The sequence below is a fragment of the Sphingobacterium sp. LRF_L2 genome (assembly GCF_965644235.1).
Lineage (GTDB): Bacteria > Bacteroidota > Bacteroidia > Sphingobacteriales > Sphingobacteriaceae > Sphingobacterium.
This window is the reverse complement of sequence record NZ_CBFFRI010000006.1, coordinates 40,000-61,389: the sequence shown is the minus strand read 5'-3', so window position 1 is coordinate 61,389 and position 21,390 is coordinate 40,000. Positions and strand designations below refer to the sequence as shown.

General features: G+C 39.2%; 13 protein-coding genes. 4 read left to right on the top strand and 9 right to left on the bottom strand.

The features are described from left to right. The first annotated feature begins 688 nt into the window (after positions 1 to 688). Positions 689 to 2,077: a Gfo/Idh/MocA family protein gene (locus ACSZOX_RS13205; protein WP_437920484.1), complete on the top strand. Its 1,389-nt coding sequence runs from the start codon at positions 689 to 691 to the stop codon at positions 2,075 to 2,077. Positions 2,078 to 2,242: 165 nt separating this feature from the next. On the opposite strand, the gene ACSZOX_RS13200 is transcribed toward ACSZOX_RS13205, so the two are convergent. Both ACSZOX_RS13200 and ACSZOX_RS13195 read right to left on the bottom strand, forming a co-directional pair. Continuing rightward, positions 2,243 to 3,547, bottom strand: coding sequence for a rhamnogalacturonan acetylesterase (locus ACSZOX_RS13200; protein ID WP_437920483.1), 1,305 nt, complete (start codon positions 3,545 to 3,547; stop codon positions 2,243 to 2,245). A 306-nt stretch (positions 3,548 to 3,853) separates the two neighbouring features. After that, a complete protein-coding gene (locus ACSZOX_RS13195; protein ID WP_437920482.1) occupies positions 3,854 to 4,636 on the bottom strand; it encodes an SDR family oxidoreductase in 783 nt (260 codons plus the stop codon). A 719-nt stretch (positions 4,637 to 5,355) separates the two neighbouring features. Between ACSZOX_RS13195 and ACSZOX_RS13190 the strand changes: the two genes are divergently transcribed. Next, positions 5,356 to 6,447, top strand: coding sequence for an ATP-binding protein (locus ACSZOX_RS13190; RefSeq protein WP_437920481.1), 1,092 nt, complete (start codon positions 5,356 to 5,358; stop codon positions 6,445 to 6,447). Positions 6,448 to 6,466: 19 nt separating this feature from the next. On the opposite strand, the gene ACSZOX_RS13185 is transcribed toward ACSZOX_RS13190, so the two are convergent. The 4 genes from ACSZOX_RS13185 to ACSZOX_RS13170 all read right to left on the bottom strand — a co-directional run bounded on the left by ACSZOX_RS13185 (position 6,467) and on the right by ACSZOX_RS13170 (position 12,628). After that, entirely contained in the window at positions 6,467 to 7,126 is a 660-nt protein-coding gene (locus tag ACSZOX_RS13185; protein WP_437920480.1) for a response regulator transcription factor, read from the bottom strand. 6 nt (positions 7,127 to 7,132) lie between these two features. Then, a complete protein-coding gene (locus tag ACSZOX_RS13180) occupies positions 7,133 to 7,927 on the bottom strand; it encodes a hypothetical protein (protein ID WP_437920479.1) in 795 nt (264 codons plus the stop codon). Positions 7,928 to 7,934: 7 nt separating this feature from the next. Beyond that, positions 7,935 to 10,910 carry a sensor histidine kinase gene (locus ACSZOX_RS13175; protein ID WP_437920478.1) on the bottom strand — a complete coding sequence of 992 codons (2,976 nt, stop codon included), beginning with the start codon at positions 10,908 to 10,910 and terminating at the stop codon, positions 7,935 to 7,937. Between the two features lie 527 nt (positions 10,911 to 11,437). Further along, on the bottom strand, positions 11,438 to 12,628 hold the full coding sequence (locus ACSZOX_RS13170; RefSeq protein WP_437920477.1) for an OmpA family protein: 1,191 nt from the start codon (positions 12,626 to 12,628) through the stop codon (positions 11,438 to 11,440). A gap of 1,450 nt (positions 12,629 to 14,078) precedes the next feature. Here ACSZOX_RS13170 and ACSZOX_RS13165 point away from each other — a divergent pair. Together ACSZOX_RS13165 and ACSZOX_RS13160 are read left to right on the top strand one after the other, a co-directional pair. Further along, complete coding sequence (locus ACSZOX_RS13165) at positions 14,079 to 14,267, top strand: hypothetical protein (RefSeq protein ID WP_437920476.1); 189 nt, start codon at positions 14,079 to 14,081, stop codon at positions 14,265 to 14,267. A gap of 32 nt (positions 14,268 to 14,299) precedes the next feature. Then, positions 14,300 to 16,054 carry a hypothetical protein gene (locus tag ACSZOX_RS13160; RefSeq protein ID WP_437920475.1) on the top strand — a complete coding sequence of 585 codons (1,755 nt, stop codon included), beginning with the start codon at positions 14,300 to 14,302 and terminating at the stop codon, positions 16,052 to 16,054. A 387-nt stretch (positions 16,055 to 16,441) separates the two neighbouring features. Here ACSZOX_RS13160 and ACSZOX_RS13155 read toward each other — a convergent pair whose 3' ends face one another. The 3 genes from ACSZOX_RS13155 to ACSZOX_RS13145 form a co-directional block, all read right to left on the bottom strand. After that, positions 16,442 to 17,650: an OmpA family protein gene (locus ACSZOX_RS13155; RefSeq protein ID WP_437920473.1), complete on the bottom strand. Its 1,209-nt coding sequence runs from the start codon at positions 17,648 to 17,650 to the stop codon at positions 16,442 to 16,444. 372 nt (positions 17,651 to 18,022) lie between these two features. Next, the gene (locus ACSZOX_RS13150; protein ID WP_437920472.1) at positions 18,023 to 20,422 is read right to left on the bottom strand and encodes a GumC family protein; all 2,400 of its coding nucleotides are present in this window, start codon (positions 20,420 to 20,422) and stop codon (positions 18,023 to 18,025) included. Positions 20,423 to 20,430: 8 nt separating this feature from the next. Further along, the gene (locus tag ACSZOX_RS13145) at positions 20,431 to 21,228 is read right to left on the bottom strand and encodes a polysaccharide biosynthesis/export family protein (RefSeq protein WP_437920471.1); all 798 of its coding nucleotides are present in this window, start codon (positions 21,226 to 21,228) and stop codon (positions 20,431 to 20,433) included. Positions 21,229 to 21,390 lie beyond the last annotated feature (162 nt).

The window sequence follows — 21,390 nt, the reverse complement described above, 5'->3', positions numbered from 1 at the left end:
GGTTATTATATTGATTGTGATTCAAGTAGCCTTTGTTTATGACGAAGGCACTTTCGATGTACTCATGTATTATCTGTTCATAAGCTTTTTTAGCGGTTTATAAATTATCACTTCTATTTTCTATATATCTGGTTAGCAGATAAAAGAGTGAGCTGCCGGAAATAAAAATCCGGGGTTAGATGTATTAAAAAAGGAGTTGGAATGTAGTTTTCCAGCTGATTTTCTTTCTTATATTCTTACGACTTAGCTCTTTTTCTTTTGGTTAATCTTGCTAGTTCCTCTTCAAAATTTTTTAACTCGTCGGCTTAATTGTATTGCTATGTTTCAAATATATCACGAACCCTACGGAGTGGCAACCTGTGGCATCCTGCCAAAATACTATACAAATGCAGAAAACATGATACAGGATTGTCTCTAAAAATTAAAGAACTTTTACATCGCGCATTGCTAAAAGCATTTATTTAATTAGTTAATTTTTTTCGTGACTGTATTTGGTGACTTTACAATCCTATCCTGAAAATTATAGGCCTACCTGCTTTGTTATAAAGCCGTTGATTTGCTTAGCTAGTTCATTGAGGAATACAGGCCATGGAAAAATTACTCAAACGATTGTTCTCTGTTTTGATTTTCTTTTTGCAAAAAAGTGTTCTAATATTGTTTTGATTGATTTTATATATACCTGTATACTATGAAGACTTCTAGAAGAGATTTCCTAAAAAAAGCCGGATTTTTATCCTCTTTTGCGGTGACATTGCCCTCTTTAGCCGGTGCTAATTTTACTACTGAGACTTTTAATATGTGTAATTATGCTGCACCAAAAATACATAAGGTTAAGGTTGCAGTTATTGGACTGGGGATGCGTGGGCCAGACGCTGTTGAGCGCCTATCTTATATTGAAGGATGTGAAATTATTGCACTTTGTGACAAATATCCAGAACGCGTAGAAAAAGCGCAAAAGATACTTATTGATCAAGGGTTGAAACCTGCAGCATCCTATGTTGGTGAAGATGGCTGGAAATCTCTACTAAAAGACGAAAGCGCGGACCTCGTATATATATGCACACCTTGGGATTATCATGCACCTATGAGCATTGCCGCAATGAAGGCCGGAAAGCATGTGGCTTGCGAAGTACCAATCGCATTGAATATCAAAGATTGTTGGGCAGTGGTGAAAACCTCTGAAGTAACAAAAAAACATTGCATGATGCTGGAAAACTGTTGTTACGACTTTTTCGAGATGCTGACTTTAAATATGGTCCGACAGGGTTTATTCGGAGAGCTCGTTCATGCAGAAGGAGCCTATATCCATGATCTACTCGATCTCAACTTCTCTAAGAATGGTTATGAAAATATGTGGCGACTTAGAGAAAACAGCAAACTTAACGGAAATCTCTATCCAACACATGGTCTAGGACCAATCGCACAGTGCTTGAATATCAATAGAGGAGACAAAATGGACCATCTTGTCTCGATGTCGTCCGACGATTTTATGATGGAAAAAAAAGCCGAGGATTTAGCACAGAATGACTCCTTTTTTCGACAATTTACCGGAAAGAAGTACCGTGGGAATATGAATACAACACTGATTCGTACGGCAAAAGGAAAAACTATTATGCTCCAACATGATGTCACTTCACCTAGACCCTATTCCCGGTTACATACATTAAGCGGCACCAAAGGTTTTGCACAGAAATATCCGATAGAAAACATCGCTTTCGGGCACCATTTTGTCAAGCAAGAAGAACTAAAGGCGCTCTATGAGCAATATACTCCCGAATTAGCAAAATATATCGGCGAAAGAGCGAAAGAAGTCGGAGGGCATGGCGGCATGGATTTTATGATGGATTGGCGATTAATCGACTGCCTACGCAATGGTCTACCTTTGGATCAAGACGTCTATGATGCGGCATCCTGGAGCTGTATTGTACCATTAAGCGGTGAATCTGTCGCTAACAAATCCAAAACTGTATCCATTCCAGATTTCACAAACGGCGCTTGGAGGCATAACAGCCCTGTTGATATCACACTAAAAGGCGGTGGAAATACAATAATCCGTCCAAAGATTAACCGCTCATAATCGAATCACGGAATCCAACGAGAACCTCGTTATTTCATCTTCTTGGAGATTGGAGAAGCTAAAAAAGAAGATATACATTGCATGTCCAAACCCGCGTAAATATATCCATCTGCGGATCATACCTACAAATTGGTCTTCATGTTGAAACATGAAGACCAATTTGTATCAATTTCCATCGGGTTTCACCACACTATTTCTAACACTCGGAGGCCAATACCACGAAGTAAACGGATCAGGCTCTTTCGGATTATAGGATGAAAAATCAATAATATGCGATTGAAAATCCAGATTCGCTTCTTTCATCCCTTGAATCACCATTCTTGCAATTTGATAAGCACCATAGGTATTAAAATGGGTATTGTCTTGTAGCGGTTCGGGTTGGCCAGGAAAAGTATTCGCTGCGTAATGTACTAATGCCTTTTTGGAATTTTCGACGCCTAAAGTTTCATAAAAGGCTCTTGTCATCTTGTTAAGATCGATAAGCGGCACTTGCAATTCGCGTGCTACTTTACGGGCCGCATCGGGGTAGTCTCCCAATGTGTATTTTAACTGACCATTTTCATCAAATGCACGACGCGCTGTCGATGTTACGATAACTGCTGTCCCGCCTTTCGCCCTAAATTCGTTTACAAATAAACGCATACGTTCTGTATAACCATTGTAGGCACCAGCTTTTGCTCCCGTTTCTTTTTGGTCATTATGGCCAAATTCAATAAACAGAAAATCGCCAGGTTTAGCTAAACTTAAGATTTTATCCAAACGATTTGACGACAAGAATGAACTTAATGCCAAACCGGATTCCGCATGGTTCGCTATCGCTATTTTCGCATCAAAAAAACGGGGAATCATCTGCCCCCATGAAGCCCAAGGTTCGTCTTCTTGGTTCACGACCGTCGAATTGCCGGCTAAGAAAAGGGTTTTAACTTGTTCAACCTGCTCCACTCGAATCGTACGAATTTGGTTGGTTTGCTGAAACTCCAACGTCAACTTGTCATCCCAGTCGAGTTTCTCCGCTTCTCTTGGTTTTTTTAATTTGACGTACTCGCCTTCGCGAATACGTGCATTCTTGATATTCACGATAAAACTTTTCTCTAGTTTACCTCTGGTTGGTATCGCGATATTCTCTAGATGTAAGCGTCTTGACTCTGACCGCACGGTACTATGGTAGCTACTATCTTTATTTGCCACAAAGCTAATCGTCACTTTGTAATTTCCTTCTGGAACTTTCACCGAAAAATAAAAAGGTTTATTTCCTTCCAAATAGGATTTTTTATTAACCGCAACAGCCTTCTCCGAATCGAATTCAAATCCATATTGACCATTTGTGCTGTAAGCTTCCGGTATTTTTATGACGATATCATTTTTATGATGTGCCTTTCCAAAAGAAAATGTTGCCTTAAACGGTTGCGCCAGCAACAACTGTAGCTGCAGCAAACAGATAAAACTTAAGCCAAAAATCTTAACCTGCATATTCATTATTTTATATCTGTATGTATGTTAACCAGAAAATCCCTGTTCGCTTAGGAGTTCATAGTTGGTTTTGCTAAAATAGTTTTTTAAGAATAGGCCTGCAACCTGAACTTACCTGTACACGATTCATTTCTCACGATAAAAAGTTTCTTTTAGGTTTTGTTTTTGCGAAGTCTTCCAAAGACCATCGCATATCAGATGAAAATAACAAAATACCTTCTGGTCTCGAATAAAGCAAAAAAAAGCAACCGATAATAATCTATCGGTTGCAGTAAAAACAGTAAAAAATACCGTGATTCCCTGATTTTAAGAGTTACCGTAAAGGTTTGACTCACCGCCATCAATGGCAATCGTCTGCCCATTTACATAACCATTTGCGTCACTAAGTAGGAAATTCACCAGTTTAGCCACATCCTGCGGTTGTCCCAATGCCCTGGTTGGATTACGTTGTGCATATTCAGCTTCCGCAGCCTTCGGATCGGCAGGATTAACCTGTTTAAAAGCTTCGGCAACCATCGGTGTAAGGATAGCGCCCGGCGCGATTGCATTTGTTAAAATTCCATATTTACCGTATTCGATAGCTGCATTTTTTGTCATACCTGACACCGCATGTTTTGTTGCTACATACGCTGTTTGATTTACTACGCCACGGATCCCTCCTACTGATGCTACGTTTACAATACGGCCGTAGCCCTGCTCTTGCATTACTGGAATAACGTAACGCATCGCGTAATACACGCCCATCAAGTTGATATCAATAACACGTTTAAAAACATCCAAATCATACGTTACCAAAGGAGCTTGTCGACCTTCTATTCCTGCATTATTATACAACCCGTCTATACGTCCGAATGTTTCCTTGGCCAATTCGACATAGCCCTTCACGTCTTCCTCTTTAGCGACATCAGCAACATACGTTTCTACAGCCGCGGAAGGAAAGTTTGCTTGAATTTGTTGTTTTGCCTGCTGTAACGCCTCTCCATTGTAATCCACTAACAGCAATTTTGCTCCGTTAGCAGCAAGTTCTTCTGCTGCTGCAAGGCCCAACCCCATGGCTGCACCTGTCACAATAATAACTTTATTTTTCATATTGTTCTTTTTTAAGCCGATAGGAACATCAAAGTAACAAGAGAAAATGCTTGCGCTTTTTTGCCCATCTGCTGAACATAAAGTTACAACCTCTGTTTTAGGGAATTGTTTGTCTTAGGTAAAAAATGTTTAAACATGTTTAGGAGTAATTGACCAAATAGAAAACAAGTACGTGCAAATGAACATACGGCAAAAGTCTGCTATCGATCCATTACAAGGAGACGTTCATGGTCTGTTCGCCATCGAGCTGACTGTATCTAGAATTTTGAGAAATAAATTCAGGAACCACAGGTTTGAACTGCCCTACTAATGCACTGTTTGTCAAAAAAACATCAAAAACAAAAACGATTTTGCTATCCCAAGAGAAAATACTAAATTTGTATTATCATAATTTAGGTTTATAATTGGTTAGCAAAGGTTTTCATTCTCCCCGTTTGAAAACCTTTTTTTTAGTTGTTAAATGTAAAAAGTTTTTTTTTATTGAATAAGATAGTCAAATACTATTATAAATAACGAAAAAGCGTATAAGGACAAGGGCGTAAAGATTAAGCAATTGATGTGATGATAAAATTCGTAATTTACAAATAATATTACCTCGGCCTTCGTTAATATTTGATCCAGTCCATCCCAAAGAACCATTGAACTACAATTTAATTTCAAGTGAAAAGTTAAAAACCACATAAATTGACATATATTTACATTTTCAGCTTAAGTTTCTTATGAAAAAAAATACGGAGTTACTTTTACAGATTGTAAATCATTCACCCGTCGCAACTGCTATTTACGAAAGTGTAGATCTTCAAATCACTTTTGCAAATACAGCCATGTTAACAATGTGGGGGCGAAACAATCAGATTATAGGAAAAAATTTCGGAGATGTATTTCCAGATTTCACTGTACAGGGTTTTACTGATTTCTTAAGAACTGTTTGGAAAACTGGACGGACACATCAAGCAAAGAGTTACCCCGCAGATATCACTATAGATGGACACACTGAAACTAAATATTTTGACTTTGAATACCAGGCTGTCTTAGATACAAATGGAAAGATATACGCAATTCTACATACAGCAACAGATGTAACAAGCAGACAGTCGGCTTGGAACATTATACAAGAGCAGGAAGCACTTATATCTTTTAATAATGAGTTGGAACTCTTTACACACACCTTATCCCACGATCTACGAAACCCCCTCACGGTTGTCAAAATGGGCACTCAATACCTACGTTCAAAGGAAAATATCCCCGACAGCCTAAAAAACAAATGGTGCGACAATATTCTAAACGCAGTTGAAAGCATGGAAAATATTATAAACAATACAATTAGATTAGGAAAAGTTAGACTTTACGATCTTTCAAAAGAGGCTGTAGACATGAGAAGTACGATTGCTGCTGTAAAACAAGAACTACAGGCCTTGTATCCTACAACACAATACATTGTTAAAATGGGGTCTCTGATTTCTTTACGTGGAGAAAAGAGTTTATTGTACCAGATTTTTCTTAATATCATAGGCAATGCATTCAAATATTCGATATCCAAGCCTAGTCCGAAGATTGAGATCAACAGCACTGCACAAAAAGACCATATTCATTATATCATTAAAGATAACGGAGTCGGTATACCACAAAGCGATGTACCCGTGCTGTTTAATGTGTTCGCGCGGGCTTCAAATACAAAAGATATTCCGGGCTCAGGAATCGGATTATGTTTAGTAAAGCGAATTATGCACCGTATCAACGGTGATATCACTATTCAAAGTACAGAAGGAGAAGGTACTATAGTAAACCTTTATTTCCCTATCCAAGAATAAATGTCATGAATAGACCAGCCTACTTATATTTTAGAATTAGCTCGGCTCTACTGCTTACCTGTAACTTTTGATAGATATTCCGTATATGATATTTTACTGTGTCAACGCTAACAAAAAGCCGACTTGCGACTTCTTTATATGAAGCTCCCGACTGAAGCATTGTTACGATTTCTACTTCGCGGGGTGTTAACTGCTCGGTTTTCTCATACCGACTTACTCCTAAAGAAGGGTTAAAATGTTCGAAAACCAGACGTGCTACTTGTGGACTCATAACCGAACCTCCTTTCATCACTTCCAACAAACGTTCTTCAATCTGTGGTAAGGGAGTCTGTTTTAAGAGGTAACCGGATGCTCCTGCACATAACGCCTGAAATACGGCATCTTTATTTTCAAATACCGTAAACATCACAACTTGGACTTCAGGAGCCCTGCGCTTAATATACCAAGTAATCTCTATTCCCGATTTTCCCGGCAATCCTATATCACTTAATACAATATCCAAATGTTGCGACTTCCAAGCCTCTGTTAATGCTTCGTAAGAAGTTGCGGCAATTTGCAGCTCAAAATATGCGGAAGCACTAAAAAATCGAGCCAATAAATCCAACACATGCTGTCTATCTTCCACTATTGCTAATCTATATTTTCGCTCTGTGTCCTTTGCGCTCGCTGTATTATCCATAAATAATTATATTTCTACTTTTTTAAACACCAAATGACTAGCCGGCTGATAAATTGCACTTATAAACATCCAGAGGCTAAATATAAAATAAAATAAACTTATCCAAATCAATTGACCAACATCGCGCATAATAAAAGACGACTGCGTCTGATTAAAAAGAAGACTCAATACCATCCCGCTTTGCATCAACAAATACAATGAATAGAGGGTTGAAAACAACAGCATATAAGCGCGTCCTCCACCCCTAATAGAAGAAAAACGCTCATCATAAATGTATAGCAATCTCCACTGTGCCATCAAATAAACAAACGCAAGAAAAAATCGAATAATGTAATGCCATTTCTGATCAATAAAGCCATAATGATGTGTTACACCCAGTTTTATGTCTTGCACTATTTGTTCTAACAGATTTTTTTTCTCCACAGAAGAAGCCAATGCATAAGGAAAAATATCGATTAGACCTAAAATAAATGGAAGCAAATGAACCCACCAAAATTTAGGTGTATTTTGTTGCGGAAATAGGGCAAAAAGTGTAGCAAAATACATGGAAGGGCCTATTAAATAATAGAACGGAATGCCTTTATTATAAAGGTTAGGTAGTTCTCGAATCAATCCGGTATAAATGAGTAAGTAGATAAATACATGCCAACCCATTGCGCCTACCGCTAAACAAATTAAGATTTCTGATCTCTTTAGCCCCTGTTGTTTGATCTTAAATAGTCGTACTCCCATACCGACCACACAAAGAAGGAGACCAATTACGCCAAATGTTATTCCGATACTTTGCAGTATTTTCTCCATTTCAATTTTAACTAAGTCGTTTTTTCCATTTCAGTCCGGTACTTTTTTTCAAAGGAACTGTCACTTTAACGACATACATCCCATTTTCTTGGCATTTTACCACATTTCCTCCCACCTGTTTTGCGCGTATCTCCATATTCTTTGTTCCCTGCCCTTTTCTAAGTTTATGTGTTTTTCGTTGCTCTATTAATCCATCATTGCTTACCTCCAGCGTAAGATATCCACTTTTTACGCCAAGCTGAATATATACCTTTTCGGGAGCAGCGTGCTTACATATATTATGAAGCATCTCTTTAAATAACAAATAAACATTCTGTCGAATTACCTGCGGAAGACGTTTCTCATATTCGATATTTACTTCAAAGGTAATCTGAGTACCAAGGGGTTCCAACATGTTAAAAGCGAGAAATTTTATACGATCTTCCAAACTCCCCTGATAATTATTTCTCGCATCAATAGACCAGATAATATCATCCATCATTTGCATAGCTTCCCGACTAAATTGGGCAATCGAAAATACACTGTCACGCGCATTTTCCTGTCCACTGAACATTAGAAGATCAGCTTGCATAGAAATTCCTGTAAGCATTCCGCCTACTTCATCGTGTAAATCAATAGATATTTGGCGTCTCAAAATCTTTTCATTCTTAATCCGGCGTGCTCTTTCATAAAGAATATAGGCGGTAAGTCCAGAAACCCCTAATAACACCAATATATAAAAGCCTTGCGTCTCCATAAAAACAGGTTGTTTCCTTATAAGCCACTTCCAAGTCTGTACCTGTGCAGTATTACTAGGCTGTACTTTAATAAATACTTTGTATTCTCCCGCTGTCATCCCTGACAAGTTAATTTGATAAGACGAGGGCATTTCTTGAAAACCATCCATCAATGGTTCTATTTTATAAAAAATATCATAACCCTGACGGTAATAATCTGGCTTTGCAAAGTCCATCGTAAACATCACCGTCTGTCGCGCCAAAAGAATCGTATCCCTCAGGGAAGTCGCAGCATAAACATGTTGGAATTGGTTGGACTGCATACCGATATGTATCGCAGATACCGTTGGTTTCGGCGTAAAATACTTTTGAGCTGCTGCCAATAAAACATAGGGATCGAACGCCATATAACCGCCCGTACCTCCCATATATAGTCGGTTTGTTTCCTTATCAAAAAAAATCGCCTGATGGTTAAATTCTTCAAATGGCAAACCATCTGCGATATGGTAGTTGTAAATCTGTGTTCCACGCTTCACGGATAATCCGGTATGTGTACCAGCGAAAATCGTCCCATTGAGATTACATAACTGATACACAATGTTACTGGCAAAACCCTGTTTTACGCCATACGCTTTTATCTCTTTGCCATCTAACAAAACCAACCCACGTCCCTTTGTTGCCAAATAGGTCTTCCCTTCACAAATCACATGATCATATATCATTAATTTTGACCGATCCGCGGGATACGTTTTGTTTACGGTTTTACCCGCATAAGTGAAGTAGCCATCTTCACTCGTAAATGTAAGCTTATTGTTTTGAAAACGTACAGATAGGACACGCATACCATCCGCAAGTAGATGTCCTTCACTATCCAGATAAGGCGATACAGTACCCGAACTTCGCGCGTATTTCCAAAGACCATTAGCGGTTCCGACCAAAAGCGTATCTTTTCTGTAGGATGTCAGACAATACGACATCGTACTAAACTTTGCTCTATAAGATTTATCTACTTTATATTGTGCAAGACTCATTTTTCCGCCTAGCAAATATCCTAGAAAATCTCCCTCTATGGCTATAAAAACAGTATCCTTATTCAACGTCATCATGGCATAGTAGTTTTTTTCAGGCGCTTCCAGAAAAGTTTTCATTGCCCCATTTGCCTCCAAAATATCCAAGTACCCGTAGCCTCCAATATAATAACGTCCCTGATGTTTGATCATTCCCCGTGCACTCCCTACATCCAGAAAATCAAAAGATAGATCCGCTGGAAAAACGCCATATAAACCTTGATCTGTTGCTAACAACCATTCATCACCCGCTCTCTTCCAGCCATTGAGCCTTTTATACAAGATTCCCTCTGCCAGACGATGTGTCCCTTTTTTTAACAGCTGCAATGATAAATCACGCGAATACTCAAAATATTGACCATCCTTATGAAAAACCCGTATCCGTTGCCCATCCTCAAAGGACCAATGGTTCCAATTGGTGAAATCGTCCTCATTGTCGCTCTGCAAATCTGTTAAACGAAAAGTTTTTCCATCAAAAGAATAGTACCCTTTCTTGTAACTCCTCAGCAGTACCCCTCCACTTATCGGGAGTAAATCTTCCAAAAAACCAAAAATGGGAGCAGGAATTGCATGCAGACGACGCTTTTCCGCTTGTCGATCATAATGGTATAATTTATGATTAAAGGCTAACCATAAGGCTTCTGAATCTGCAACAAAAACACGCCCTACAGGATGCCGACCTAATCCGCGCTCAGCATCGAAGGAAAATAAAAACTCCCTGCGATTTTCATTAATCTGCCAAACTTCTCCCTTTTCAGTTGCTATAAAGAATGCGTTGGATGTACGACAAAAGGCTAACGCTTTCTGTTTGGTAAGCCCTCGAACAAAGGCGTTATTGTAACAAAAACTCCATGAATAAATATCGAATACCAGCATACCGTTTCTGCTGTTCATCCATATCCTACCCCAAGGATCGATTTCCAGATCCTGAATTTCGTCGAAAGGAAGTTTAGCGGGATAAAGTTTAGCGAAAGGAACTACATTTACGCCATCGTAGCGATATACCTCTCCTCCAGAGACCATCCATATCATCCCGATGGGATCTTTGGCGGCCGTACTGAACATGACATGTTGCTTATCAATACCTTCAAGTACGCGCACGTGGCGATACGGAATTGCTGCCTGCGCGGCATATACACCCAGCATAAAAAGCCAGCATTGCACAACAATAACAATCCTCCACGAGGTATTTTTCTCCATGACGCAAAAAAGAAGCGTAAAACTATTGAAAGGCAACTTAACAATTGGTAATCACGGGCAGGATCTGAAGAATTACAAAACCGGAAATATACAAGTTCGATATTCCGATAAAGAATGTTAAAATCTCTAAAATCCTCTGCAAAAAGTGCAAGTTTCCTCTTTCAAATATAGCCATTTTTGCGGGCGCAAAATGCATCTTTATTGTATATTTTGATATATATCAATAGGAAAGAAACAACACCGAAAAATAATGCAAAAGGGACCTAATTAGTTGATTATTTAAGACAAGTTTCTATTTTTTCATGCAAAAAACAGCAAGCGATCGCACTTTGAATAGAAAACATCAAATTAGTACAGACTCTACGGAAAGTTTAGCATTCTTAAACAGCACCATAAAGCCTATATTTTATTCTCTTCGTCTTAGATCCTAACCTAGGGGATATTCATACCAACGGTCATTTCCTGCAGTTTAGTTCTCGGTAGCCAGCACAGAACCACCCAATACCATCATTGTAAAATAGTTTATTTTATCTTGCTATAGTTATTACGGCTCGACTTAGCCTTGGGTCATCGTAAAACATATTATCAACTCCTCCCTTGTAATCGACTTCCAATTGACTCGCTGGAACCCCAAACTCCCGTACCAAAACATTGTAAATAGCCTCCGCACGTTCGCGACTCAAGCGTTGGTTTGTACTGGCCGACCCTGTTCCTTTATCTGCATACCCCACAATTCGGTAACGCAGATCCGGATTTCCGGCACGGATTATCTTAGCAAAAAAGCCCAAGTTTACACGAGCCTCATTACTGACTGTACTTTTGTTGATAGGAAAGGTTACGAGAACAGGTGCCGCGAGCGTATTTTTTTCGATGACAATATCGGTGACTGTTGTATCTTTTGCATTGGCTAACTGATTCTTAAGAGCGGCGTTATCCTGAGATAACTTATCTACTTTTTCACGAAGCTCATTAATTTCTTTTCTGTTGTCGTAGCGGATGGTTGTCGTTTTTTCTTTACTCCATTCCTTCTTTCCAAACTTATAGACAATACCAACTGCCGCTGTCAACATCCCCTCATCTTTACGTCCCCCAAGCTCACCATCGAAACGATCTTGTACCATACTCCCTCTAATATCCAAAGAGAGATTCCAGGAATCATTTAAACGAAAACTATTGAAAAGCCCTAGATTAGCACTTACGACATTCGATGTTGGTTCTTCCCAAGTAATCATATACCCAATCCCTACATAGGGGCTAAAGGTATAAAAGCAATTTGGATCATAACCTTTTAATAAATTGGTCAGGTTAAAAAGCACATCTGCGTGGAAGTTTAGATAGTTGAATTTCTGATTGTATAGCCCTTGCGAAGCGTCATAAATCACACCAGTAGAATGACTCCCGTTTTGTGTTACTCCTTTATTTTGGATACCGTTGACAGCAAGCCTCGTACCTATACCAGGTGTAAACCATTTACCCGCATGTAACTCAAAAGCTGGAACAATTCGATCTCCGAATTTCATCTGTCTATTGTGATCTCCATAGAAAAATTGCCCTCCAACACCAGCGCCCATAAACCAATTATCGACAAACCGATTAGTTACAACACTATATTTCGCGGTACTGACTTCTATCGTAGTATCAGCTTTTCCTGACCCGGGTTGTCCGAGAGCGATGCCCACACTAAAAAGCATGGAGATCACAACTAAAATTTTCTTCATAAAATTAGAGTTCGAATGAGTTTTATTCTGTTTTCCAGTAGATGAAAGGCCATAAGCTAACCTTTTATTCCACAATATCAGAACAAAAAAAAAGAAAATAAGTTTAGTTAACAACTGCCCGTAAATAACTTAAATCATATTTTTGTTGATATTCAATAAAAAACAAACAAAAAACAGGCTAAACTATACAAAAAACAGGTATTTATACGTGTATTTTTTTTATTACAATTGTGACGGACAAGGTCACATCGGCCGTAACGTTGTTAATATGTAAAGCTGTGAGGTATACAACATTAAATTGCCAATATTTACAATAAAAGTATGACAAAAAAACATACTCTCTATTTATTAAAATATGCATCTATTTCGGGCTTACGCAGCTTAAGCCACTTAACGATACTCACTCGGGACACTTTATATTTCTTCATTGCCTCATGCATATAAAGATTTCCTTTTACGATTTCAAACACAATAGTATCTTTTTGCGCTTCAGTATATTTTTTTTGCATACAACAGTCTAGATATTTTTACAGTCACTGGGCCGACAAGTACTTGACTTTCTAGACAGCTCTGAATAACATACGAAATGTCCATGATTGCAAAGCACAAACACGAATGAAAATAACCCGGACATTCCATATAACCTTAAAAAAACAAACCGAGTGAAACGAACTCATTTATTCCAATGAAATCTAACACTCATAAATAATTATTTACATATGAGACAAATTTATAGATGAAAAAGCATGATTAAAACGAATACAGTAAGTATATTTAACCTTGTAGCCCTTTGACTACAGTAGTATTCCCGCTTCAGAAAGTTGTTTTAAAGACAAAATTTTATAATTCAATAGAATGTTTTTTGTCGATTTAAAAAAAATTAAAAAAAATGTAGCGAAAAAACTACAACCAATAAAACTATTAATTACATTTGTATTGATTACTAACGCAATACACGTTTAACAATAAAATACACGAAAGAAAGAGAAAGTAAAGAAGATAGGATTTCCCGCAGGAAAATATGAGTTGAACCTTTGTGTGAAGTAACCTTATTTATTGAAATTTAAAATTAGTGTTGTGTGTTAAGGGCTTTATTGGCTGAATTAACAAATAAGTCCGAGAAATTATATCGGACAAAACCGGAGATCGCGAAAGCGTTCTGAGACACGTGCTTAACGCAGCCGGTATAGCTTATGAAAATTGAAAATACAGGAGCTTTATAAAAAAGCTACAAAACGTCATTTAGCATTGAAATTTAGACAGGTTTGTTGTTTATAAGTAACAATATCTGTGCATTCGGCCCAATTTCTTTTGGCTAAATGGTGTAAAAAAGACGTTTTAGGCCTTTTTAATAATCTCCGAACAAATAGATAGCTAGAACTAGCCTCCTTGGGTGTTTTCGCTATTGGCTTATGAAAATTATTTTTTTACCCTATTCTGAATTAAGACTATGAATACAGCAGCTAAAAAAGCGTATTCGCGGCCTACAATAGAAGTTGCTATTGTGGAATTGGAGCAATCCATTGCGGCGGCATCGGCAACAGTATCCGGTGGACAAAATGCAGGCTCGGCCTATACCCCCGGGTTAGACGACTGGGCTACCGACGAGACTTTAGGATCAACTATTGGAGAGTACTAATATATTTTTTGCACGGAAAAATAAAGAGAATTATGAAGCAAGTCTACCCAACATGGCGCAAGAAAATCGTCAATATGTTCCCCCTTTTTCTTTTATTGATAAGTCTATTGAGCTGCTCCAAAAATGATAACTTAAATGATGTCAATCCGGAGGACATAACGCAACTCACGGTAAGCTTAAGCGGAATAGAAGAAGAAGATGTCGCAGATGTCGACATAATACCGTCCAATAGCAACACTACATCGAGCCTTGCTCGCTCCACCATCACAAGAAACTCCGTTTCCTCCGCAGTTATACAGCATGACGGTTTTGACGCGATCAGCACTTTTGAGAATGACGGGTATAAGAATGAACCTATTGTCCGGAAAAGTATTTCGAACAAAGCAAGTGTGGATAACTATGCTGCAGTCGTTAATCTCGGTGGCACTGTACATTATCGCATCTTGCTTTACAAGCAAAATGGCACCTTTTTTAAATCACAAGAAGCAGTATCTGGCACACCATTAACAATCGACGTTGTGCGAGGAGATACTTATCGTTGGATTGCTTATTCCTATAACGATGCATCCACAGTAGCTGATGTATCCGACTACAATATGCCTACGATTCCAACAGGGCAAAACCGCGATGTGCTGTACGCTACCGGGACGATCACTGTCAGCAATTCAGGGAACACGCCTCTTGGGATTGTCTTCAAACACCGTTTGAACCGTATAGGTGTAGAAATCAATACCAAAGGAATGTTTGCAGATTTAAGCAGTGCATCAATCACACTTGGTGGAAACTACTTTAAAACTGGAATCCTCAATTTGCGCACCGGAGCCCTGACAGGCCTCACTGCTTACGGCACCATACCCACTGGCGTTACAACCTTTGTGAAACCAGCAGGATATACCTTCAACGACCGTAATGTTGCCTTCTTTTATACCGCAGATTCAACGGCAATAAGCGCATTACAAGTAACTCTCAATAATTTCACGATCAACTTGGACAGCTATGGGCAAACTGGCACAGGTACAGAAACACGTGCATTTACCACTGCTAGCAATTACAGTTTCAATGTTCCAGCGACAACAAGTTTGGGCAGAAGTCGCCTAGCACGTATCGATCTGATAGAATCCGCATTGACAGTTGCGGGGGTTAGATGGGCACGATCAAATCTATACCTGTATCAAAACTCAACTACAGTAAATAATCCTTACCGCTTCTACCACAGAAACCCAGCAATTACCGATCGCGAAAGCTATTGGCCTTGGCATGGCTTAACACCAACAGGTGCAACAGGAAGTAGTGACCCCTGCAACTTAGTATATCCAAGCAGCCCTACTCCCACATGGCGTACACCTACACCTGCGGAATTATCGGCATTAAGCAATACAACAAGTGGACGAACATTCCAATCAAATTATGTGCAATATACGTCTACCGCAGGAATAGGCAGCCCGTACCCTAGTAATGCTTTAATCTTTCGATATAATGGGCAAAGTCCTGCTGTGAGTCTACTAGGAATACCTTTATTATCCTTTGGTATACAAGAATCTGGTTACAACACTTATATATGGAGTGATGATCCAACAATCGATTTATTAAATCTTTTGGGTGTAGGAGTAACGTATTATCGCTCTGGTAATCGCCGTTATTTAGGAGGGCTTACCGGCCTGATAGAACTTTATGAAAGTTCACCATCAACATCAATATCCTCAACTATCCTTATCAACATTAATCTTCTAGGAATAGATGTATTAAGCTCCGGATATAAAAACATACGATGCGTACGAAATATATAATGCACCGAAAATAAATAAATAAATAAATAAATAAATAGTGAAACGTATCTTACTTTAATTAAAAGGCAGGCTTTTCAGCTTGCCTTTTATGTCTATCTATCCTACCTTAAAAGAAACCTTAATCCCGTACGCAGCAGAGATAATTTTATTTCCTCAATTTTCAATATTATCTAAGCGTCAGAGCACACTAAAAATAGCATCAGTATTTCTTTTAAAAATCTATACAGGTAGTCTAAAACACATAATATGATGGATAGCATTCCGGATCTTCTACGTTTTTGATACAGAATAGTGAAAATCGACACTTATTATATTTGTGAACAAACTTGCTGAAGCCCCCTTTATACCTTTATACTATCCTTTGATATCTATTTATAAACGGCCTCTTTATTTTTTATACTTTGCAATCGTGATTACTGCTCTACTCAAACGAGGATCGTCATAGAACATGTTTTCTACACCACCTTTAGCGTCTACCTCAATTTGGGAAGCATTAATACCGAATTCGCGCACCAATACATTATAAATAGCTTCCGCACGCTCACGACTTAAACGATTATTTGTGGCTTTTGATCCTGTTCCTTTATCTGCATAGCCTACAACCTGGTACACCATATTGGGATCGCCTTCTTTTATAATCTTCGCAAAGAAGCCAAGGTTAACGCGTGCTTCGTTGCTTACTGTACTCTTATTGATAGGGAATGTCACCAATATTGGCGCAGCCAATACATTCTTATCCACCACAATCTCGGTAACAAAGCCATTCTTTGCTTCCGAAAGTTGTTTTTTCAATGCATTGTTATCTTTCGACAATTCGTTTACCTTATCACGAAGTGCTTCTAACTCTGCCTCATTTGTATAGCGAATCGTTGTTGTTTTCTCTTTTCCCCATATACGTTTGCCGAATTTATAAGAAACACCAACCGCAGCGGTTAACATTCCCTCATCTTTACGTCCTCCCAGTTCCCCGTCAAAACGGTCTTGTACCAAACTGCCACGCAAATCTAACGTAAGATCCCACGCATTGCTCAATCGGAAACTATTGAAAAGGCCTAAGTTTGCACTGATTTCACGAGAGGTCGGTTCTTCCCAAGTAAACATATAACCTAAACCTACATATGGACTAAATGAATAAAAGCGATCAGGCTTATAACCACCTACCATATTAGAGACATTGAATAATACATCAGCATGAACATTTAAGTATTGAAATTTCTGAACAGAAAGATATTGCGAGGCATCGTATACTACACCTGTAGAGTGGCTTTGATCATATTGCGTCAACCCTTTGTTATCTAAACCATTTATTGCTATACGCGTTCCAATTCCAGGTGTGAACCATTTACCCAAATACAACTCATACGCTGGTACAATCCGATCACCAAATTTCATCTGTTTGTTGTGGTCACCGTAAAAGAACTGACCACCTACTCCTGCGCCTATAAACCAATTATCCCAAAATTTATTTGTTACCACTTTATGTTTATCAGCACTCACCTCTACACTTACTGTAGAGTCTTGTTTTGATACCGTCGACTGCGCTGCAGCACTACCGACAAGAAGAGATACACTTAGGGTTAATAGAATCGATTTCATAGATATATTTTTATGATTTTTTCGTTTTTCAATTTTTAGTGTTTTATGTCGATTCAGCCTCTTTTAATCCTTATGTCCTTCGATCGACACTTACCTTAATGGCAACAAAGGTAACCAATAGGTGTAAGGGGATTTGTCGAGTTACAACTACATTCGCGTAATTATTTTTTCTTGTAGCAGAACAGCTACAAGAGCAGTAGAAACACTTGTTTAAACTTGCAAAAAGCTCAGAGCTGTCGGTATCAGTTACGAAGTGATATCGTTTGGAAATATGTGAAGGCGTTGATGGTATAGGCTATAAAGTGATGTGGAAGTTACAAGGTTACGTTGGTAAAAATTATTAAACTTAATCACACGCTTCTTCTATCGAGACTATCTTCTAAACAAGCGTTTGAAAAAGCCTCTGGCGCCTTTGGTGTCTTTTTGATAGCCATAACCGTACGCGTAGCCGTAGCCATAGCCATAACTGGATTTCAGCTTCCGGATACCATTGAGCAGAATTGCCATGTTATTTAATTTTTTCTTTCTATAAATTTTCTCAATCTCGGGCAGCAGGCGTCTGTCGAGCTTACCCGCACGAACCACGAAGATAGTTAGTTCAGATATACGATTTACCACTGCCGCATCTGCAACTAAATCGATAGGTACATTATCCACAACAATATATCGGTAACGCTCTTTTAATTGAGAGATCAAGACATCCAAGCGTTTGCTTAAAAGCAACTCCACTGGATTTGGAGCAATAACACCGATGGGAATAATGTCCAAACCTTTCCCTAAGGAACTTTGGTAAGTGATCTGATCCAAGGAAATTGCAGGGTCGGACAAGAAATGGCTTACGCCTTTAACAGAGCCTAATTTAAAGTGATCACTCATAGTCCCTTTCCGCAAATCCAAATCCAGCAATACGACCTTTTGCAGTAAAAAGGTTAAACTTGATGCCAAGTTTAATGCCGTAAAGGTTTTCCCAGCCCCCACATTAAAAGAGGTAAATGTAATCACTCGAATCTCTTTATCCGCCGAGGACATAAAGCCAATATTAGTCCGCAAGATACGGAAGGCTTCCGTCACTGGATCCCGTCCTTGTTCGTTGACCACGACATCGCCCTGACCTTTTGAACTTGTTTTTGCAAAAGGAATTTCACCTAAGAAAGGTACTGTTAAAGCTTCTTCAATATCCTTACGACCATTCACCTTCGTATCTAATAAAAGTAAAAGCAATAGCGCAATTGTTGGAAGAACAACACCAATACCCACCCCAGTCATAACCTTTCGCACTTTGTTTGGGTAGATAGGCCAAGGACTACCAGATGGTGGATCCACCACGCGTAAGTTGTCATCTGTCATGGCCTGATTTAAAGCATTTTCCTCCCGTCTGTTCAAAAGCAAGATGTATAACTCTTCTTTCACCTTTTGCTGCCTTTCAATAGACAACATCATCCGTTGCTTCGCTGGCAAGCCTTGTGCTTTCGCACGCGATTCGGCTTCTTCTTTTTGCAGGTTGCGAATCCGGATGCGTAAGCCCAACATCGAATTATCAACAGAATGGTAAATATTGTCGCGGATAGCGCTCAATACTGCGTCCATATCTTGCACAACAGGGTTCGCCGAATTGTTGCCTGCTACCAAACGGTTCCGTTTCAACATTACACCATTGTACTCACTAATCTGACTTTCGATGTTTTCATCTACCAAGCCCGTATTGCTAGGAATCAAGCTACTCGATTCGTTGGAATTGTCAATTCGTTCCCGCATCAGCTGTACCAAACGCAATTGGGTTTCTATCCCACGAGTCGCCGATTGGTACTCTCGACTTTCCCCCCAAAAAACTCCCGTAGCTGTATTCACATCCATCCCTTCATTACGTGCTTTCAACTGCTCTAGATTGGTTTCTACCGATCCCAACTCATTCTCGATAATCGCAATCCGATCTTTGATAAACTCAGCCGAATTTTTAGCTACCCTGTTTTTATCTTCAATGGTTTCTTCATTGTAAACGACTATCAACATAGAAAGCAATTCCGCGGCCCTCTCCGCATTGACATCTTCTATGGACATCTGCAATAAGGTCGCATCATCTTCCATCTGGGTGATGAGCAATCTACCCAAGAAGTACCCCACCATATCTTCCCTTGGGCTTTTGGTTACCGTAATCTGCTCACCATAAAGTGCTTTATTAAAATGTTCATTGGCTACAATCCGAATCCGACCAAAGGAAGTTTTCAACACCTTATTGAAAGGAACCATCGTAAAATTCTCTACCCCATCTTCCTGACCTACAGCAAAGCGCAATTGTGTAGAATCAATAGCCGTAAGCATAAACGTACAGTTATCCTCCATTTTCGCATCCAAGAACTCCACTTGAAAAGGCGATTCTTTATACAATTCGACTGTACGTAAACCCGATTTCATGGAATAAGCAACATCTGCATGTAAACGGGAAATCGTATTCCGCATCAGCTCTTTCGATCGTAATTGCAAAATCTCTCCAGCTACATTTACACCGCCATAATAATTATTCAAACGCGTCACCCGACTAACACTCAAGGTATTGGTTGTATTCTTAATCATGATGGTCTGGGCCCGGCTATACAAAAAAGGTGTTTTACTATACTCGTAATAGTAATAGCCACCAAAAAGCAATATCGACAAAGCGAACCAATACCAATGCAAAAACAGGTATTTCAATAAATCGATCAGATGCAGTGATTTACCTTCCTTTTCTTTGCTCTCGATATAGGGGTTAAATGTCGTATTGTCCATAGGGTTCATGCTAGTAATTATTTCATTAAATTCAAGAAGGTCAAGACCATCGTCGTCAACCCGGTTATAATACCAAAATACGTTAACGTCTGCTGTTCCCGTGGCGTCATCTCTCCAGTTCGAGGTTCCACGTACACAATATCATTTTGCTGCAGGTAGTATGTTGGTGAGTTAAAGATATCCATTTTTTCGATATCATTCAAGTACATCTTACGCCCTCCTGCCTCTTCCCGTATCACAGCAACTTTACTTGTTTTCGCATTATTTGATAATCCTCCTGAACGTGTGATGGCTTCAATTAAGGTAATACGCGAATCTGGAACATTGAGAACCCCAACTGTAGAGATAGCCCCCATCATGGTAATCTTGAGGTTCATCAATTCGATCTTCACCACAGCGTCGCTAATTAGACGTTGCTGTCCTAATTGATCCCGTAATTGATCTCGCAAACCATCCAAAGTCATCCCTTCAACGTTCAAAGTACCTAACACCGGAAATTCAATATTTCCTTCTTCGTCCACCAAATAGCCCTTATTGGTTAGCGTACTTACGGACGGAGCCGCTGTCACCCCTCCTTGTTCATTGACAGAATACACACCTCCATCCTGATTAAAAGGCACCGCCAATTCCGGTGTTTTCGAACTGACCTGTATACTGAGTCGATCATTTTTTTGAATGCGCAGCGGGGGAACCAACGTCGTGTTATACACCTTATCGGGCTCCATATCTTTTAGATAAACCACTTTTTTCGGCACAATACAAGATTGAAAGGCGAAAAGGCAAGAGGCGAAGAGAAGAAGTACCTTGTTTTTCATAAGTATATTATTATTTATAAGTGTTAGATTTCATCGGAATAAATGAACTCCTTTCACTCGGTTTGTTTTTTATGGACATATGGAATATTACTCGTGTTACTTTCGTTTTCACTGGCACTGATGCTACTTCGTGGTCATTCGTGCTTGTGTTTGACCCATGTA

What these genes read in the sequence shown, in the direction of transcription:
- ACSZOX_RS13165 (WP_437920476.1), top strand. Translation starts at nt 14,079, where the DNA reads ATGAATACAGCAGCTAAAAAAGCGTATTCGCGGCCTACAATAGAAGTT.
- ACSZOX_RS13200 (WP_437920483.1), bottom strand. Translation starts at nt 3,547, where the DNA reads ATGCAGGTTAAGATTTTTGGCTTAAGTTTTATCTGTTTGCTGCAGCTA.
- ACSZOX_RS13185 (WP_437920480.1), bottom strand. Translation starts at nt 7,126, where the DNA reads ATGGATAATACAGCGAGCGCAAAGGACACAGAGCGAAAATATAGATTA.
- ACSZOX_RS13145 (WP_437920471.1), bottom strand. Translation starts at nt 21,228, where the DNA reads ATGAAAAACAAGGTACTTCTTCTCTTCGCCTCTTGCCTTTTCGCCTTT.
- ACSZOX_RS13160 (WP_437920475.1), top strand. Translation starts at nt 14,300, where the DNA reads ATGAAGCAAGTCTACCCAACATGGCGCAAGAAAATCGTCAATATGTTC.
- ACSZOX_RS13175 (WP_437920478.1), bottom strand. Translation starts at nt 10,910, where the DNA reads ATGGAGAAAAATACCTCGTGGAGGATTGTTATTGTTGTGCAATGCTGG.
- ACSZOX_RS13205 (WP_437920484.1), top strand. Translation starts at nt 689, where the DNA reads ATGAAGACTTCTAGAAGAGATTTCCTAAAAAAAGCCGGATTTTTATCC.
- ACSZOX_RS13170 (WP_437920477.1), bottom strand. Translation starts at nt 12,628, where the DNA reads ATGAAGAAAATTTTAGTTGTGATCTCCATGCTTTTTAGTGTGGGCATC.
- ACSZOX_RS13195 (WP_437920482.1), bottom strand. Translation starts at nt 4,636, where the DNA reads ATGAAAAATAAAGTTATTATTGTGACAGGTGCAGCCATGGGGTTGGGC.
- ACSZOX_RS13190 (WP_437920481.1), top strand. Translation starts at nt 5,356, where the DNA reads ATGAAAAAAAATACGGAGTTACTTTTACAGATTGTAAATCATTCACCC.
- ACSZOX_RS13150 (WP_437920472.1), bottom strand. Translation starts at nt 20,422, where the DNA reads ATGAACCCTATGGACAATACGACATTTAACCCCTATATCGAGAGCAAA.
- ACSZOX_RS13180 (WP_437920479.1), bottom strand. Translation starts at nt 7,927, where the DNA reads ATGGAGAAAATACTGCAAAGTATCGGAATAACATTTGGCGTAATTGGT.
- ACSZOX_RS13155 (WP_437920473.1), bottom strand. Translation starts at nt 17,650, where the DNA reads ATGAAATCGATTCTATTAACCCTAAGTGTATCTCTTCTTGTCGGTAGT.